Consider the following 18,090-nt stretch of genomic DNA (forward strand, 5'->3'; position numbering starts at 1 on the left):
AACAATAAATTACCTCCGAAAAACAACTGATCTTTGATAACTAAACCTGAGCAAAATTGGAAATGCATGTTTTGATTAAATCTTCAACTCCTGCTAGTGGGAAAATTTTTGTATTTAGTCTGCCAGCTAATTCCTCAATACTCATATCATCTAAAAACACTAATTCCCCATTTTTTAACATGACATTGGGTAGCAAAATCCCATCACCTAAATCTTGCTCTTCTAAATTTAAAAGTAAATCATGACCAGTTAGTAATCCGGTTACACTGATAGTTTGTCCCCAATAATCACTACATAAAGCACGCATATTGACCTCTAAACCCTCAACACAATTTAAGCGTTTCAAAATTGGTTGAAATGCTTTTTCTACGGCGTTGCCCACTACCCAGGTCAATTTTCTTTGAGGATATACTTTTGCCGGGAGTAATTCTGCTGCAACGGTGGCAAATTGCTTGATAAATAGTTGAATCGAACCAACTCCGTTATCAATTTGGGGATATTCTTCATATTCAGACTCGCTGGGTAATTCTTCACCTGCAATCAAAAACCACTCATCGGCTAACCAAACAACGCTAGAACCAAATTGTTGGCGAAATTGCCGTGAGAGCATTTGCACTTGAGAAATCACTTCTTGAGCTTTTTCTCTAGTTACAGGGATAAGTTCATCTTCTGGAGGCCGAAACCGTGTCAACCCAACTGGCACAACTGCCACTGATGCCACCGCCGGAACTTCACCAGTATGAAAAGACGTTAAATCTTTAAGAGTTTGTTCCAGATGTTTGCCATCATTTATACCAGGACAAACAACAACTTGAGCATGAATTTGTAGTCGCCTTTTTTGAAACCACTTCAGTTGTTGCAAGATTTGTCCCGCACGCTGATTTTTTAGCAGCCTAATTCTCACATCAGCTTCTGTCGCATGAACAGAAACATACAACGGTGACAAGCGCATTTGCTCAATTCGCTGCCATTCTCTTTCTGACAAATTGGTCAGGGTAAGATAAGAACCGTATAAAAAGCTCAGACGATAATCGTCATCTTTTAAGTACAAACTGGTGCGCTTACCTGGTGGCTGTTGATCTATAAAGCAAAATGGACAGCGATTATTGCACTGAATTAAGCCATCAAATAGGGCAGTTTCAAATTCTAGCCCCAAGTCTTGATCGTAATCTTTTTCAATTTCCAGGGTATGAGTTTTACCAGTAGCATCTAAAACTTCTAGCTCTAAAACTTCATCAGCACACAAAAATTGATAATCAATTAAATCGCGGGGACGCGTACCATTGATTGCAACGATCGCATCCCCAGCTTCAAAGCCAATTTCCTCGGCTATTGAGTCTGGTAGAACCTTGGTAATTCGGGCAGGATTAATATTCATGGGAATTGGGAATTGGGAATTGGGAATTGGGAATTGGGCATTAGTCATTTACTTTGGACTAATGACCAATGACAAATGACTATTATTTAATTATCCTTTCCAACCTGCTGCGATCGCAGCTAAAATGGCGCTACCAAATGCTAATCTATACCAAACAAAAACCAAAGTGTTTTTGGTTTGCAAGTATTTGATCAAAAATGCAATTGATAGGTAGGAAAAAATAAAGGTTGAAATAATCCCTACAATTAACAATCCCACAATGTTATCGGGTAACTCGTGGGCTTGAAATAATTTGAAGATTTTCAAACTTTTATACAGCGTAGCAATGGTAAGAGTTGGAAACCCTAATAAAAATGAGAATTTCGCTGCTGTATCGCGTTCTAATCCTAAAAATAAGGCAGTCGTCAATGTCGAGCCAGAACGAGATACACCCGGAATTAAAGCAAGTGTTTGTCCCAATCCAACTAAAATACCATCCCGAATTTGCAGTGAATCAAAACCTCGCTTGCGAGTACCAATTTTTTCTGCCAAAGCTAGTAAAAGCGCCATGATAATTGACATGATGGCAATAATTAATGCACTCTCTGGTAAAATGTCTTTCAAAAGAAAGCCGAAAATTAAGGCAGGCAATGTTCCGACTAAAATACCAACTAGAATTTTCCACTCCTCACGTTGCCAATCTTTCTCTTTGAATGCTTCGATTCCACCTTTGATAATACTAGAAATCAGCGACCAAAAATACCCCACAATAGCGATAACACTGCCAAATTGAATGGCATCAACAAAATCTTTAGAACCTAGTTCTTTCCAACCAAATACTTTGGTAAAAATCAAGAGATGTGCAGTACTGCTAATAGGTAAAAACTCTGTAATACCTTGAACAATACCCAAAATAAAAGCTTGAATAAACTCCATAGCAATTAATACCTTTTTTCTGTTCTAGACATGATTATGAACATTGTCTAGATGATGATGTTGCTTTATATACTCTCTACTGCACCTAATATTTTATAGAAAATTCGATTTTACCGATCAATAACATCATCTAAGACGCTGACCATGTTCTTACACCCACCTGAATAAGTCAACGAAATTTTGCCAGTTCATCAAACTTTAATATTTAGCGGACTGATGCCGTTTACAAGAGGCAGGGGGGCAGGGGGCAGGGAGAGACAAGAAAAAACTTTACTTTGTCAGCTTGTCCCACTTGTGGAAAAAAGCCCTTTTGTTCCAAATATACCGAGGGTTGAAGCTCTACCCCTTGTGCGTGGTTTTTCTCCCCTTCCCCCTGCCCCCTTGCCCCCTGCTCCCCTGCTCCCCTGCTCCCTGCCCCGCACTCCGGGAAATGTCTGTATAATTACAATGCCCCAGGGGGGGATTTTAAAATGTGATATCTTAAATAAGATAAAGTTTAGTAACAAATATTAAAAACTTTGATTAATAATACACTGTCCTCCTACACTGCTTCTACACCTTCTATTGATACTGAGTTGGATTTGGCTGATACTGGGCAGAATGGCATCAGGCAATTGGAATCTGCACTCTCCTTTTCTCCCTCTTTGCCCTTATCTATTTCTGCCCGACAAAATTGGTTAGTGTTTGCGGCGGCGGTGTTTTTGGTATCAGTGCCAGTATTTGTTGAAGCGCCAATAGTGCGATCGCTACCAACTCTCAGTTTAGCGCTGACAGCATTTTGGGTGTGGCTAAGTTTTACCTTAATGTCACGTCCTGCAACTTATGTCTGGGGCGATTTGCTCTTAGGATTTAGCTGGAGTTGGTTAGCAGGAGCGATTTATTGGGGCTGGTTACGTTGGGAACCTGTATGGCATCTGCCAGTAGAATCTATAGGCTTACCGTTTGCTTGCTGGTGTCTAGCGAAGAGTTGGGGCAAGGTTGGTAGCTGGTTTTATTTAGGATCTTTATTCGGTACAGTTTTAACAGACGTATATTTTTATCTAACCGACTTGATGCCTTCTTGGAGGCAAATTATGAGAGTAGATGCAGATTTAGCACCACAAATCTTACACAATGCCCTGATGCAAGTACAAACACCTTGGGGACAAACTTGGGCCATAGTTCTTGCCTTAGTGCTGTTAACAGTCGGAATTTTAGCATTAGGTAGAAAGCAAAAACACTGGTATGCCTTTGGTGGCGCAGTTTTAAGCACAATTTTAGTAGATAGCCTATTTTTGTTAGCTGCGATCGCAGCGTGAATAAATCAGGATTCACAAAATTGCAATTATCCTCTAGGCTTCTCTTAGCAAAACTTTTTCCAGTCAGTCTATGGCACATCAAGAATGATGCCGTCAATAATTAATTAGTTAAGAAATATTACATAACAGTCCATCAGCCTCAAGTCTTCTTGCTAGGTTATTCGGTATTAGACATCAGACGGCTTCGTTTCTACTTGAAAGCTAAAATCAGCCACCCCGAAAAGATTTCGTCTCGTTGCGAATGCTACCGGGATCATTGATAGAAGCCTATTACAGCTATAGAGACACTCTGATAACGAGAAAAATTTTTGCTAAAACCTCAGTCAAACCCAGTAACGGTAAATATTGTGGATATTAATACGCTGTATATTAGTTTCTGATGACTGCTGTGTTAATTAAGCTATCAAGTTTTGTCTTTTGTCCTTTGATCCTTGGCGCTCTCACGTAGACGCATTAGCGGCTTACCGCAGAGTATGACCAATGACTAATGACTAATGACTAACAACCACTGTTAGCTTCAAACTTTTATTTCTGTTTGATGGAAAGAGGTAGAAAATCGTGAAAGGATTGGCGCGTTTATTAACAGTGTTTAGTTTGTTACTTGGTTGCTGGGGATGGTTGGGAACAACTCAGATAGCCCAAGCTGCTAGTTTCAACAGTTTTGCTCTTCCTCAAGTGCCAATTCTGGCAATTGAGCGGCAGAATCGGGCAGATAAGAAGCTAGGAACGGAATTTGGTAAAAAAATTGATTTGAATAATACCAACGTCCGAGCTTTTCAACAGTATCCAGGTCTTTATCCCACCTTGGCTAAGAAAATCATCACAAATGCTCCCTACAAAAATGTAGAGGATGTATTGGATCTTCCAGGATTGAGCGATCGCCAAAAAGCAACTCTGCAAGCCAACTTAGATAAATTTACCGTGACAGAACTAGAGCCTGCCTTCAACGAAGGAGACGATCGCTTTAACAACGGTATCTATAGATAAGTTGCAGTTGTAGCCAATAGCACCCCACTCCTGATTCAAGGGAGTGGGATTATTCTATTAGAGATGAGGTGGGACAAGGAGGACAAGGGGGACAAGCTGACAAAGTAAAATTTTTTCCTTGTCTCCCCCTGCTCCCCTGCCCCCCTGCCCCCTGCCCCCTCCCCCTCCCCCATTACCTTGCCTCAGATAGATATTCCTAGCCAATTTGATGTCTTAGTAGTCGGCGCTGGTGCTGCTGGACTATACACAGCGCTGCGTCTACCAGAGTCCTTGCGAGTCGGCTTGATTACCAAAGAAACTGTTGCTTTGTCCGCTAGTGATTGGGCACAAGGTGGTATAGCCGCAGCCGTTTCCCCGGAAGATTCTCCCACGCTACACATTGAAGATACAATCCGGGCAGGTGCAGGTTTGTGCGATCGCACTGCTGTAGAATTTCTCGCCCAACTTGCCCCTAAATGCATTCAATCCCTAGTTGACTTGGGGGTTGCTTTTGACCGTCATGGTCAAACCTTGGCTTTAACTCTAGAAGCTGCCCATTCTCGCAACCGTGTTCTCCACGCTGCGGACACTACAGGTAGGGAAGTTACAACCACTCTCACCGCCCAAGTATTACGTCGCCCGAATATTCAAGTCATTCAGCAAGCTTTGGCTTTGAGTTTGTGGATGGAACCTGAAAGCAATCGCTGTCAGGGAATAAGCCTGTTTTATCAAGGTGAAATCACATGGATTAAAGCGGGTGCTGTGATCTTGGCAACTGGTGGCGGCGGTCAGGTATTTGCCCAAACCACTAACCCAGCTGTGAGTACTGGTGATGGGGTAGCGATCGCATATCGGGCTGGGGCTATTCTCCGCGATTTGGAATTTGTGCAATTTCACCCCACTGCCCTGACTAAACCTGGTGCCGATCGCTTTCTTATTAGCGAAGCTGTACGTGGCGAGGGGGCACACCTTGTTGATAATGAAGGGCGGCGTTTTGCCTTTGACTACCACCCGGCGGGTGAACTTGCACCAAGAGATATAGTAAGCAGAGCAATTTTCAGCCATTTACAACGTACTGCCGTTGATTTGGCAACTGCCCATGTGTGGTTGGATATGCGCCCCATCCCTGCCGACAAGATTCGTCACCGCTTTCCCAACATCATCAAAGTTTGTCAGCATTGGGGAATTGATGTTTTCCATGAACCAATCCCTGTAGCGCCTGCTGCCCATTATTGGATGGGTGGGATTGTCGCGGATCTGATGAATCGCACGAATATTAAGAGTTTGTACGCGGTGGGTGAAACTGCTAGTACCGGGGTGCATGGGGCAAATCGCCTTGCCAGTAATTCCCTGCTGGAATGTATTGTCTTTGGGGCCCAGATGAGCCAAATTGAGTTGGAAAATATTGGGCTGCCATCAGAAACACCAGTGCTGCCATCACGGAAATTTAGTATTGATCCTAGTGAGTGGCACATCCAGCAAGCACAACTAGAAGCACTCAGAGAGAAGTTACCACGTCTAGTATGGGAAAGTGCTGGTATTTGTCGGGAGCAATCAAAGTTGGAAACTGCGATCGCTACTGTTGAATCTTGGCAGCAAGATTTCGCTGCTTTGCCTTTAAGTCAATTCTTGCTTGCTTTACACCCAACAGAATCAGCTAGTTTTGAGTTCCCAGATGTTGAACGACAATTGCGACTTTGGGCAGAAACCCGCAATTTATTAGATGTGGCTGATTTAATTCTCAAAAGTGCTGCTTTTAGAACCGAGAGCCGAGGCGGACACTTCCGTTTAGACTATCCTCAACCAGACCCCAATTGGCAAGTTCACACACTTGTCCAAAGAAATCATTGGTGGAAATCTCCAATATTATCTTGAACATTCTTCTGTTCCGCATTCCTCATCTAAACCTCGTTTACCTTGAGAACCGTAGTTTTGTCGGTTGGGTGCAGCGATCGCGTAACCCAACATAAATAAGGTGGTAATGTTGGGTTGCGTTTCACTCCACCCAACCTACATAAATATATCTTTAGGACTTACGCATTGACAAAAAGAATCATCTATGAAATCTAGATAATGCCATCACTGCTAAGGTTTGCAAAAATATGCTCACGTACAACTAACGTGAAAATATTCCGTTGTACTTCGTACCAATTGCTAATTATTTTTTCAGACCGCATAAACTCCAATCTAATAAAAGCTTGAAGTGAACAAAATATGTGAGTCTTGATTGCATAGGTATCCCTAACCATGAACCGACAAATTCCACATACTTGTTTTATGGCTCGATGAAAGGTTTCAATTCCCCAATGGGTATCATGAATTGTGATAAATTCATTTCTAGTTATATCCTTGATTCTTTCCTCATCTGGAACATACAATATATAGTGTCTAGAGTCTTCTTTCTTGAAGTCTTTCCTAAACAACTTTATAAATCCAAATTCTTTCAGATGAGTTCTTAATCCTGACTCTGGAATCACCAGAGTACTTACCTGGGAATACTTGTGTGGCTCATTTGAGACAGTTCTTTTTTTTTCAATCCCGAATAGAAAACCCAATTTCTGGTTTTTTAGAAATTTTAAATTTTCTACTCCTGAATACCAACTATCTCCTGTTACTATTCTTGGTTTGACTCCCCAGTTTATTATTTCACTCACCATTTCTCTAAAATAATCGTTTTTTGTTTTTCCCTCCTTTTTGTCATATATTCTGTAGTTTATTGGTACTGAGTTACCATTAATATCGCTGTAATATAAAGTGATTAGATTTAAACCAATAATAGTTTTATGGGCTTTTCCTGACCAAAAATAACTGATTAATTCGGCATTTTTTGGGTCGCTGTAAATCTTTTCTATTACTGTATCGTCTACACTTAATACCCCTCCTACCAAATTAATGATTTTCTCTACTATGTTGAATAAATCTTTCGGTTCGTATCTCTCTCTCAACAAAAACCGATTCACACTATCATGTGAAACGTCTCCCAATATCTCTGCCAACCTACTGCACCCCCCAAACTTTGGCTCTGACAGCAAAAATAAGGTGTAGAGGTCTAGATTGCATTGTCCTGTCGATGGTTTAGTAATTTCTCTAATTGTCCGATACCTGTAGAGTAGACGACCCTTATTTATGAATTCACTATTTTGTTATTCTGTCAATGCGTAAGTCCTAATCTTTTAAAAAACTCTAGGTTTCAGCATAGATGAGGTTTATGTAATTATGGGCCGAGTTAGGGACAGCCCTGTTCTAGTAATTTTTTTAATAAACTACCCTTGCTATCTCCCAAAGGAAAAAGACTCGCTAACACTGTCGGCGGAACTTCAGCCCGACAATCTAAAATCAAAAATGGACATCAGCGAGTGCCGCTACCATGCTGACTGTCAGGGCCACCATAATTTGGTGGTATATATGTGTCTTTTAAATTTGGAGAATTGACTTTGCGGGCAATTAAAGTATTGCTGCTAGTAGTAACAACAGTATTAGCACTTGCAGTACCGAATAGGCTCGTGGAAGCGGCAATTTTCGGTACTAGTACGTAAGCACTTATACAGAGTATCATAATCTTTGTGAATCGGAAGTTAGTTTTCATAGGTTGCAGTAAATTTACTAATTTTTCATTTAAAACGTATTTTTATTAACTCACGTATATTTACTGATATTTTTGAAAAAATATTTGAACTTTATTAAATTATTCCCAATACTTTACAAGTAATTGTGGTGTTTACTTGTACGACAACCTTGATTTGCTGGTATTAAATAGTTTTTATACTTAAGTAATATTCTTAATTAGCCATTTTTACATCAGCCTAAAGTTAGATATGTTGATGGATTGCTATAAGCGTTTTGTTTAATTCACGATTTATTAATAATATCTTAATACTTTTAAGTATTAACACTATGTTCGCCGAATCAAGATTTCAAAAGATATAAAAAAATACTTATTTTCTTGTATAGTTATGTTTTTACTATAGTAAAAACATATAAAGATAAAATAACGTAATTGTTATATTATAAGGATTTTGAAAACTATGGAATTATAAAATACCGTTGTAATTCCGTATAGTATAAGTATGCTTTTGTTTGTAAAAATAATTACACAAAGTTTATAAAAAAATTATTTTTCTAATTAATTCTGATGATGAATTCCTTTTTCACTTATCTTCTTAGTTTTAATCATCAGTCCCAAAAGCCTTGCTAAGTCTCTATCTTGACTAAAAAACTACCTCTAGTTATTGTGATTTTACCTCCTGCATGACCAAATTTTGAACCATAACGTGACCAAAAGTTAACGTAATTTCAAGCTTTTGAGCCAATCAACAACTTAAATTTATGAATCAAATTATGTCCGTGTGTTTTAAATGTGAACCATAATACGACCAAAAGTTTTATTTTTAGACTTGGTAAAAAATGCCGAGCAAGACACACTAATTTAGTCGAAAATTTTAAAATTTCGGTCAAAATATGATTCAAAATGTCCACAATATGGTTCAAAAATATGTTTAGTCGAAAATTCAGTGATTAAGCGATCGCCCGATACTTGGTTTTAAAAGCTCTCGATCAAGAACACGTACAAATGAACTATAAAACCCACGTTGCTTCCTGGAATTAAGTTTTGACGTTTTTGGACTCCATTTATAACTTTGAAGTATATGTTGTCCTAGTGCGGTGTGAAGCGTATCGTGTCCGTTTGGTCAAAACATGGTTCAAATCACAGTTATATACAAAATGCTTTTTCAAAATAGTGGCTTGCACATATTTAAAGTCCACAGTCATAATTGAACGGTAAAATTTTTTACTATAGCGAGAAAAATATGGAGACTTAACTCTTAACTAATTAAGCAAACTCGTAGCGATTTTTACCCAGGTGCTTGGCACGATACATTGCTGCATCTGCTTGTTTGATCAAATTTTCACTATCTTGACTGTTGTATGGATAGACACTTATGCCAATACTGGCAGAGATTCGGATTGCATAGCCATCCAAAACAATTGGCTTGGTAATACTGCTTAAGATTTTTTCGGCGACTTTAGCAGCTATCTGGACATTAGGAATTGCCCGCAAAATTATAGTAAATTCATCGCCACCCAAACGAGAAACTGTATCACTAGCGCGTAAAGAGTTGCTGAGTCTTCCAGCGATAGTCATTAGCAAGCGATCGCCAGTCTCGTGCCCCAGAGTATCATTAACTTGCTTAAAGCCATCTAAATCAATAAACAACAGTCCCAGCAACAGGTTATTGTGTTGCGCCCAATGTAATGACTCGTAAAGTTGTTCGGCAAAAAATTTGCGATTGGATAAACCGGTGAGGGGATCGTGATACGCCAAATAACGCAAGTGATCTTCTTTGAGTTTTAATTCATTGTTAGATTGGAATAGTTCAGCAGCAGTGCGCTTCAGCTGCTCCTCCATCAGCTTGCGCTGAGTAATATCTCGGATGACCCCAACTAAAAAGAAATTGCCAGCTGAGTCTTTGTGGAGCGATCGCTTAGTGGCAATTTGATGAGTCTGCCCATCTGCATTGGTAAACTCTTCTTCATGTTCCTGAGGCTTTTCAGTTCGGAACACAAGATCATCCTGTTGTCGAAACACATCAGCTTCATGTTTAGGGAAAAAGTCATAGTCTGACTTCTCAATTAACAACTTATTTGGATAACCGATAAATCGACAATAGGCTTCATTTAAAACAATCCACTGATGTTGTTCATTTTTCACAAAAATTGGATCGGGAATCGTGTTGATTACGTGATGCAAAAATTCTTTAGAACGTTTCCACTCTTCCTGGATATGGGCAATATGACTGATCATCCAAATAGCTGAACTGCCAAAGCTAAACAATGAGGGAAGGAACGGTATCCACAAACCGTATAAAAAAGCAAGGTATGTAGTCAGGGTCAATACAAAGCAAGAAACTAGGATACAAAGCAGACTTCTACTAGCGTGTCGTATCCGCCATGTCGTCACGGCTCCCAGATAAGACCAGATAAAAATCCACAAGTATTCCATCAAGTCAGACCAGAATTTTAATAATGGTCGTCCATCAAGAGCAGCAGATATTAACTCACTAATAAAATAAGCTTGCAGTTGAATCCCAGGTACGGGCTTTGCCGTACCCATTAGACTGCTGGAGTAGGGAATAAATACAAAATCCTGAAGACTAGGTGCAGTAGAACCAATCAGTATAATCCGATCTTTGATTAAGTTTTCTGGGACTTTATCTGCCAGTACATCTTTTATCGATACCTGACGAAAATTACAAATTTCTCTAGATGAACTTTGACATTTAGGTTTGGGAAAATTGGTCAGAATTTGGTATCCTCTATCATCAGCCCTCACATAAGCACCATCATTAGCCTCGAAACGAGTAAATGATGCCTTGCCCAATTGCAAATACTCAGGGTTGCTTTTTGCTTTGGTAGGGGTAATTCCCTTTGGCTTTAAATACAATAAAGCCAACTTCAGGGCAAAACTTTCGTGTAACTGCTCATCAACGTGCCAATACAACAAACTGCGACGTACTTTACCATCCAGATCGTATAGCACGTTATTAAAGCCAACTTGATCCTTATTCAGTCCCTGTGGAGGTAAAACACTAAAGTTTTTGTTTTTGTCATTTGCCAATAGTTCAATACCAATTAAATTGGGCATTGACTTATAAGTATGACGTAGTTCTTGATTACCAGGCTCTACTGGTAAATTTCTGTAGAGGTCTAAGCCAATAGCACGGGGTTTGTGGACATTTAATTTTTGCAACAACAGTGCAATCTTCGCATCTGAAATCGGCCACGAACGTATTTCGTTCAAATAGGCTTCATCAATCACTACGATTGTAATACGCTCTTCCGGCGGTTCATTTGGACGTAAGCGAAACAATTGATCCAAAGCTGCAAACTCCAAAGATTGCAATAATCCAATGGAGTGCAACAGCACGACGCAGACTGCAACGCTGACGGCAGTAATCAATTCTCTGTGTCCTCGACTAAGCGATTGTTTTAGTCCAAAGATTAACTTTACAAAACGCTTGCCTAGCTGCTGGTTCATTCCCATTACCTAGTAGGGAGAAATATTCTCTATTTCCTATAGCTATTAACTATCGGACTAACATATTTTAAGGGAGAGCTAAATAGAGTTTCTAAGAGTTTTTTCAACTCAGCAAGTTTCTTCAAGACATTCTGGCATTTGTGAATGTAATAACATATATTAAGGCTGATTTCATGACCAAACGGCAACTGGGAGTTTTGTGGCTATCAGCACAGATTAATAAATCTGTTGAAAGGGAGTTTCAGTGAATTTAACGCCCAAATGCTTGGCTGGCAAAGCTTATTCAATTCAAGTCGCACATTTGTAATGATTAAGTAGGGCTTGCTGAAAATTGTGGTAAATTTTAACTTCTAACAGACACACCTTTAGGTTTGGTACTGACATGATTACATCCCAATTAGCCCCCAAGTGCTGTAAAAAAATTAAACTATACATCAAATTAAAGTAAATATACTTGATTAATTTCCTTAAACTTTCAAATATTTTCGGATAAAAGCCGCAGGAAAACTGGTAATTGGCTATTGGACAAGACCTATTATCTATTACCAAAAACAAAACAGCCAACTGGAAACAGACTTTGCTGTATTCATCCAGTTGACTATTACTCGGCGCTATAGCGGGGCGTTTCTTCTATTCTGAGTGACAAAAAGCACTCTGTAATTACGGGAAACTCCACGTAGGTAAACCTTAAGTAAAACAAGTGGCGTGGCAGTCTTTTAACTCAGCATTATTTTATGGGATGTGAGCTACAGCTTACCACTAGCTTGATCTAGCCTTCTTGAAGACAATTACTTGAAATACTTAAAGTTGCGAGGCCCTGTGTAACCAGAAACTTTTGCTAGTTCATTTAAGTTTTGGACTCCGCTATAACTTTGACCATTGATGATCCAAGTGGGGAAGCCTTCAATTTTTGCGGCTTTACACAGTTCTGTTTGAGCTTTAAGCCCATCAGGAGCGCACTCTACCTTAACATCTTTGTTAATTATTTCCTCGGCTTCTTTACCAAAAAGCTGCTTTTGTTCATGGCAATGAGGACACCAGTAAGCGCTGTATTCCTTTGCGCCTACCTTTGCTAGATGGCTTGCTAAGGCTATTTCTGCCTCGCCAGAAGTGGTGGTAACTTCCCAACCAAACGCTGGGTTAGGGTCTCCTTTGGAATTAAAGGTAATTTTTGTGGGTTGTCCTGGAGTTTCAGGTGTAACATCTGATTTATTCACGCCAGCATAAACGCCTAAAGCACCAATCAGCGTTACCATACCCACAATTAGGGCGGTAAAGAAGATTTGTCCAATATCCTCCCAAGTTCGACCCATAATTGTTAGTACCAAAAGACTCACAGAAAACAAAGCTGAACCAATACAGTAAGGACAAACAGCTTTAATTTGAGATGTCAGCACATACATTAAGTAGCCGCTAAAGACAGACATAGCGATCGCACCCACCAGCAGCAGCCACCACGTCAAATTTTCCAATTGTTTGCGGCTATTGTTTTCCCCTGAGTTAAATACCAAGGGAGCTAAAGCCAATATCACCATACTGATATATGCTAAAAGCCCAAACAAAGCTAACGGCTGACCAAAAATTGTTGCCCAAGGACTGGAAAGCACATCATTACAACCCTTAGCACCAGCCTCTGCCACACAAGCGGCACTGCCTCCTGTTAACTTTTCTATGGTGAGATAACCTGTGATCAGGGCACCACATCCAGCGATCGCGGCAATCAATGGCCGTGACCATTTATGAATCCAAGGAGTAGAACGACGGCGAATCATAAATATTGGGGAATGGGGAATGGAAAATAGAGAATGGGGAATGGGGAATGGCGAATAATAATTGTTTGCTTGCTCTCCCCACTCCCTAAGAATGTAATTTCACTTGTTCTGCTGATTTGCTTTCACCTTTGGAGTTCCAACTGCGACGCGCGGCTTCGACAAATTGACTGACGCGAATTGGGTCAATTGGTTGCTCAATACGTCCGTGACGTTTCAGGGAACTGGAAACTATTACACCGTCTGCTGCCTGCATCAATGTATCAATATTTTCCCAATTTGCCCCACTACCAATGAACACTGGCGTGCCAGCTGCTGCATCACAAGCTAGTTCCAAATCTTCTAAGTTAGGTGGACTACCAGTAGCCCAGCCTGACAAAATCACCCCGTCTGCTAAACCCCTTTCAATGGTGTCTTTCACGGCGACTGTGAGATTTGGAGAACTCAAAGGACGGGCGTGCTTCACCAAAACATCGGCCAGAATTTTAACATCGCAGCCTAACTCCCGTCGATAGCGGAGTAGGTGATGGGCTTCTCCTTCAATTAATCCCTGATCGGTTGCCATTACTCCCGTGAGAACGTTGACGCGGATGAATTGCGCCTGTACACAGCTAGCGATCGCCATTGCACTTTTGCCGTCGTTTCGCAAAACATTTAAGCCTATAGGCAAAGTCACCAAGTTTTGTATCCGTTGCACCACAATGGTCATGGCACTCACAACCACGGGATCGACTTGGTTTTTGGTAAAGGGCGCGTCGAAAAAATTCTCCACAATCAGACCGTCAACCCCTCCGCTTGCAAGGGCCGCAGCTTCTTGTTCAGCTCGGTCAATCACCGCTTTTAGGCTACCTCCCCAACGGGGCGAGGTAGGCAGTGGTAGCAGGTGAACCACGCCAATAATCGGTGAGCGAGTTTTAAATAATTGATATAAGTCCACGTCTTTAATCCGCCTCGCGGAGTCCAGAGTCTAGAATTTTTTGACTATTGATTATATGACCCTTGACTCTTGACTTTTCATTAACTAGTCAAATGTGTTTTATGATAGTCGGTTTATTGCCTCCTTCCTCAGATGGAAATTGGCGTGAAACCTCCCATAAGATATGTTAAGATAAAACCTGGCTACAAGAGGAGTTTGCCACTCACTAGACGCAAGGCAGCTTTCCGTGGTTTAGGCATCTTGTCCGCGAACAGTCGTAGGACTTGCCAATTGCCGGGGTAGCATTACTGCTTTATAGGCGTAGTCGCTTTCGTCGATTTCCCTGAGGGTAGCGACTTCTCACAACAAGCCCTTTGGGCGGCTTCCCGATGGGTAGATTAACAACGCACACGCTGTGGTAATGTAAAATACCAATAGGCGAATTGTTAAAAAAGATTACAAGTGTCAAAAGTACCCAAAGACACTTCAATTTACCCTGGGGAACAGATTGATAGGAATATCATAACATGACCTCTATTTTTATTTATTAATAGGGTTGTGAGTCCACGGACAGTTAAAAACAGTGGGAATTTGCCACTGTAGTGTTTTCATGAGGATGCTGATAGCAAAAAAGCGAAGTTAGCGCCGGAACGTTTGACAACAAGAAGAAAAAAATGAAGATATTTTCAAAATATGGGTGACAAGCCAACAATTGCCATTTCTCACCTGGGCTGCGAGAAAAATCGAATTGATACAGAACACATGCTGGGAATGCTCGTAGAAGCAGGCTACGGTGTAGATACAAATGAAGAGTTAGCAGATTACGTTATTGTTAATACTTGTAGTTTTATTGAAGCAGCCCGGCAAGAATCTGTCAGAACCTTGGTAGAACTGGCAGAGGCAAATAAAAAGATCGTAATCACTGGCTGCATGGCGCAACACTTTCAAGAACAACTTTTGGAGGAATTGCCCGAAGCAGTAGCCGTTGTCGGCACAGGCGATTATCACAAAATTGTTAATGTAATTGAGCGTGTTGAACTTGGCGAACGGGTTAAACAGGTTAGTATCGAACCAACCTACATTGCCGACGAAACTACACCGCGCTATCGCACTACAACCGAGGGCGTAGCTTACCTCCGGGTTGCCGAAGGTTGTGATTATCGTTGTGCATTTTGTATAATTCCTCATCTTCGAGGGAACCAGCGATCGCGTACTATTGAATCTATAGTCGCCGAAGCCGAGCAGTTAGTTAGTCAAGGGGTAAAGGAAATTATTCTAATTTCCCAAATCACCACTAATTACGGTTTAGATATTTACGGTAAGCCAAAATTAGCCGAATTACTTCGCGCTTTGGGGAAAGTAGATATACCGTGGATCAGAATGCATTACGCTTATCCCACGGGACTGACCCCAGATGTAATCGCGGCGATTCAAGAAACACCAAACGTCTTGCCTTATCTGGATTTGCCCTTGCAGCATTCTCATCCAGATATTCTCCGCGCCATGAACCGTCCTTGGCAAGGGCGGGTAAATGATGGGATTATAGATCGCATCAAAACGGCGCTACCAACAGCCGTACTGCGGACAACATTTATTGTTGGTTTCCCAGGAGAAACACAAGAGCATTTTGAGCATCTACTAGAGTTCGTTCAACGGCATGAATTCGATCATGTTGGTGTCTTCACCTTTTCCTCTGAGGAAGGAACCCCAGCTTACAAGCTACCAAATCAGTTGGCCCAAGAAGTGATGGACGATCGCCGATACCAACTGATGGAACTCCAGCAACCGATTTCTCAAAAGAAAAATCAACAGGAAGTAGGCAAAATCGTCGATGTCCTGATTGAGCAAGAAAATCCTGAAAGTGGTGAATTAATAGGTCGTTCAGGTAGATTTTCCCCAGAGGTTGATGGTCTGGTGTATGTCAAAGGCCAGGCAAAGTTAGGAACCATCGTGCCAATAGCGATTCACCACGCTGATACATACGACCTCTATGGTCAAGTAGTCAATAACTAAATTGTCTTTTGTCTTTTGTCTTTTGTCCTTTGTTAAATGACCCTTACAGATTTACCCTTATTTTAAGGTCAACGCTGCATTAATGGCAGTTTTCATGAGGGTTTACCTGAAGTTCGCGGACTCTTTGGCATAGTCTCTCAAAGACTTGAGGCTTCGCTACCGCCCTTGGCTTACTAATAACTAATGACTAACGACTAATGACTAATGACTAATGACTAAATGGCTAATCCAAGAATCCTTACATAAAATTTAGGACGAATTAATGACTCTTTCATTCCAAGAATTAGGCATTTCCCAAGAACGTGTTGCACAACTAGAAAAAATCGGTTTTACCGAACCAACTAACATTCAAGTCCAAGCAATTCCCCAATTGCTGGGTGGTCGTGATGTAGTAGGTCAATCTCAAACTGGAACAGGCAAAACCGCAGCATTTTCACTGCCTATTTTAGAGCGGCTAGATATTAATCAAAAAGCCGTACAAGCCATAGTTTTAACACCAACTCGTGAATTAGCAATGCAGGTTCACGATGCGATCGCGCAATTCATCGGCGATGAAGGATTGCGGGTGTTAGCAATCTATGGTGGTCAATCAATTGACCGTCAAATGTTACAACTCAGACGTGGCGTTCACATGGTTGTGGGGACTCCAGGACGGGTGATCGATTTACTCGATCGCGGCTGTTTAAAGCTCGATCAAGTGAAGTGGTTTGTGTTGGATGAAGCCGATGAAATGTTGAGCATGGGCTTTATCGACGATGTGATCAAAATCCTCTCACAAGCGCCCGTAGATCGCCAAACAGCTTTATTCTCGGCAACAATGCCACCATCGATTCGGATGTTGGTGAACAAGTTCTTGCGATCGCCTGCAACTGTCACCGTTGAGCAACCAAAAGCCGCTCCTAACAAAATCAATCAAGTAGCTTACTTGATCCCCCGCCACTGGACAAAAGCTAAAGCTTTACAGCCGATTCTGGAAATGGAAGATCCAGAAACAGCCTTAATCTTTGTTCGCACCAGACGCACAGCCGCCGAACTCACCAGTCAGTTACAAGGCGCTGGTCACAGTGTCGATGAATACCACGGTGACTTGTCTCAACAAGCACGGGAACGGTTATTAGTTAGATTCCGTAACCGTCAAGTCCGTTGGGTAGTAGCAACTGATATTGCAGCACGAGGGTTAGATGTGGATCAACTCTCCCATGTAATCAACTTCGACTTACCCGATAGCGTAGAAACCTACGTCCACCGTATTGGTCGTACTGGTCGTGCTGGTAAAGAAGGAACAGCAATTTCTTTGGTACAACCATTTGAGCGTCGCAAACAGCAAACATTTGAACGTCATAACCGTCAAAGTTGGCAATTGCTGACCATTCCTACACGCGCACAAATTGAAGCGCGGCACATCCTGAAACTGCAAGAACAAGTGCGGGAAGCTTTGACAGGTGAGCGTTTGGCTTCATTCTTGCCAATTGTTAGCGAACTAATTGAAGAATACGATGCTCAAGCGATCGCCGCAGCCGCATTGCAAATCGCTTACGATCAAACTCGCCCCGCTTGGTTGAGTTCAGATGTAGAAATTCCCCAAGAGGAATCTTCTGCTCCCAAACCAAGACTCGGCAAGCGTCGTGACTCTTCCAGCGATCGCCCCCGTTCGGCATGGAAATCAGATAGTAACAATGGTGAAGAAAGACATTCTTCTCCCAAGCCAAAACTGCGGACAAGTGGGAACGAGTCTTCTGCATCCCCTAGTAAAAAGATAGGTTCACCTACAGCTAGAGAATCAGCTTCTTAGTCAACAG

12 protein-coding genes are annotated in these 18,090 nt (G+C 41.4%); 5 read left to right on the forward strand and 7 right to left on the reverse strand.

The genetic code is table 11. The features are described from left to right. Positions 1–40: 40 nt before the first annotated feature. Positions 41–1,378 carry a TIGR03279 family radical SAM protein gene (locus tag FD724_RS25120; protein WP_179075620.1) on the reverse strand — a complete coding sequence of 446 codons (1,338 nt, stop codon included), beginning with the start codon at positions 1,376–1,378 and terminating at the stop codon, positions 41–43. A 90-nt stretch (positions 1,379–1,468) separates the two neighbouring features. After that, on the reverse strand, positions 1,469–2,293 hold the full coding sequence (locus FD724_RS25125) for an undecaprenyl-diphosphate phosphatase (RefSeq protein ID WP_179074472.1): 825 nt from the start codon (positions 2,291–2,293) through the stop codon (positions 1,469–1,471). Between the two features lie 518 nt (positions 2,294–2,811). Here FD724_RS25125 and FD724_RS25130 point away from each other — a divergent pair. The 3 genes from FD724_RS25130 (at position 2,812) to nadB (ending at position 6,432) form a co-directional block, all read left to right on the forward strand. Further along, complete coding sequence (locus FD724_RS25130) at positions 2,812–3,591, forward strand: DUF3120 domain-containing protein (RefSeq protein WP_179074473.1); 780 nt, start codon at positions 2,812–2,814, stop codon at positions 3,589–3,591. A 558-nt stretch (positions 3,592–4,149) separates the two neighbouring features. Beyond that, positions 4,150–4,578: a photosystem II complex extrinsic protein PsbU gene (gene psbU / locus FD724_RS25135; protein WP_114082737.1), complete on the forward strand. Its 429-nt coding sequence runs from the start codon at positions 4,150–4,152 to the stop codon at positions 4,576–4,578. Between the two features lie 177 nt (positions 4,579–4,755). Beyond that, complete coding sequence (nadB, locus tag FD724_RS25140; RefSeq protein WP_179074474.1) at positions 4,756–6,432, forward strand: L-aspartate oxidase; 1,677 nt, start codon at positions 4,756–4,758, stop codon at positions 6,430–6,432. A 191-nt stretch (positions 6,433–6,623) separates the two neighbouring features. On the opposite strand, the gene FD724_RS25145 is transcribed toward nadB, so the two are convergent. The 5 genes from FD724_RS25145 to btpA all read right to left on the reverse strand — a co-directional run bounded on the left by FD724_RS25145 (position 6,624) and on the right by btpA (position 14,299). After that, on the reverse strand, positions 6,624–7,589 hold the full coding sequence (locus tag FD724_RS25145; RefSeq protein ID WP_179074475.1) for a transposase: 966 nt from the start codon (positions 7,587–7,589) through the stop codon (positions 6,624–6,626). A gap of 317 nt (positions 7,590–7,906) precedes the next feature. Beyond that, entirely contained in the window at positions 7,907–8,113 is a 207-nt protein-coding gene (locus tag FD724_RS25150; protein ID WP_114082740.1) for a hypothetical protein, read from the reverse strand. Between the two features lie 1,275 nt (positions 8,114–9,388). Further along, the gene (locus FD724_RS25155; protein ID WP_179074476.1) at positions 9,389–11,593 is read right to left on the reverse strand and encodes a CHASE2 domain-containing protein; all 2,205 of its coding nucleotides are present in this window, start codon (positions 11,591–11,593) and stop codon (positions 9,389–9,391) included. A gap of 788 nt (positions 11,594–12,381) precedes the next feature. Continuing rightward, positions 12,382–13,365 (reverse strand): vitamin K epoxide reductase family protein, encoded by a 984-nt coding sequence (locus FD724_RS25160; protein ID WP_179074477.1) that lies wholly within the window; start codon positions 13,363–13,365, stop codon positions 12,382–12,384. Positions 13,366–13,450: 85 nt separating this feature from the next. Further along, a complete protein-coding gene (gene btpA / locus FD724_RS25165) occupies positions 13,451–14,299 on the reverse strand; it encodes a photosystem I biogenesis protein BtpA (protein WP_179074478.1) in 849 nt (282 codons plus the stop codon). Between the two features lie 672 nt (positions 14,300–14,971). Between btpA and rimO the strand changes: the two genes are divergently transcribed. After that, complete coding sequence (gene rimO, locus FD724_RS25170) at positions 14,972–16,291, forward strand: 30S ribosomal protein S12 methylthiotransferase RimO (protein WP_114082744.1); 1,320 nt, start codon at positions 14,972–14,974, stop codon at positions 16,289–16,291. Between the two features lie 262 nt (positions 16,292–16,553). Continuing rightward, positions 16,554–18,083: a DEAD/DEAH box helicase gene (locus tag FD724_RS25175; protein WP_114082745.1), complete on the forward strand. Its 1,530-nt coding sequence runs from the start codon at positions 16,554–16,556 to the stop codon at positions 18,081–18,083. Positions 18,084–18,090: the final 7 nt, after the last annotated feature.

The sequence above is a fragment of the Nostoc sp. C057 genome (assembly GCF_013393925.1).
Taxonomy (GTDB): domain Bacteria; phylum Cyanobacteriota; class Cyanobacteriia; order Cyanobacteriales; family Nostocaceae; genus Nostoc; species Nostoc muscorum_A.

Coding starts and splice junctions, on each gene's coding strand:
- FD724_RS25160 (WP_179074477.1), bottom strand. CDS start 13,365: ATGATTCGCCGTCGTTCTACTCCTTGGATTCATAAATGGTCACGGCCA.
- rimO (WP_114082744.1), top strand. CDS start 14,972: ATGGGTGACAAGCCAACAATTGCCATTTCTCACCTGGGCTGCGAGAAA.
- FD724_RS25150 (WP_114082740.1), bottom strand. CDS start 8,113: ATGATACTCTGTATAAGTGCTTACGTACTAGTACCGAAAATTGCCGCT.
- FD724_RS25120 (WP_179075620.1), bottom strand. CDS start 1,378: ATGAATATTAATCCTGCCCGAATTACCAAGGTTCTACCAGACTCAATA.
- FD724_RS25125 (WP_179074472.1), bottom strand. CDS start 2,293: ATGGAGTTTATTCAAGCTTTTATTTTGGGTATTGTTCAAGGTATTACA.
- FD724_RS25175 (WP_114082745.1), top strand. CDS start 16,554: ATGACTCTTTCATTCCAAGAATTAGGCATTTCCCAAGAACGTGTTGCA.
- FD724_RS25155 (WP_179074476.1), bottom strand. CDS start 11,593: ATGAACCAGCAGCTAGGCAAGCGTTTTGTAAAGTTAATCTTTGGACTA.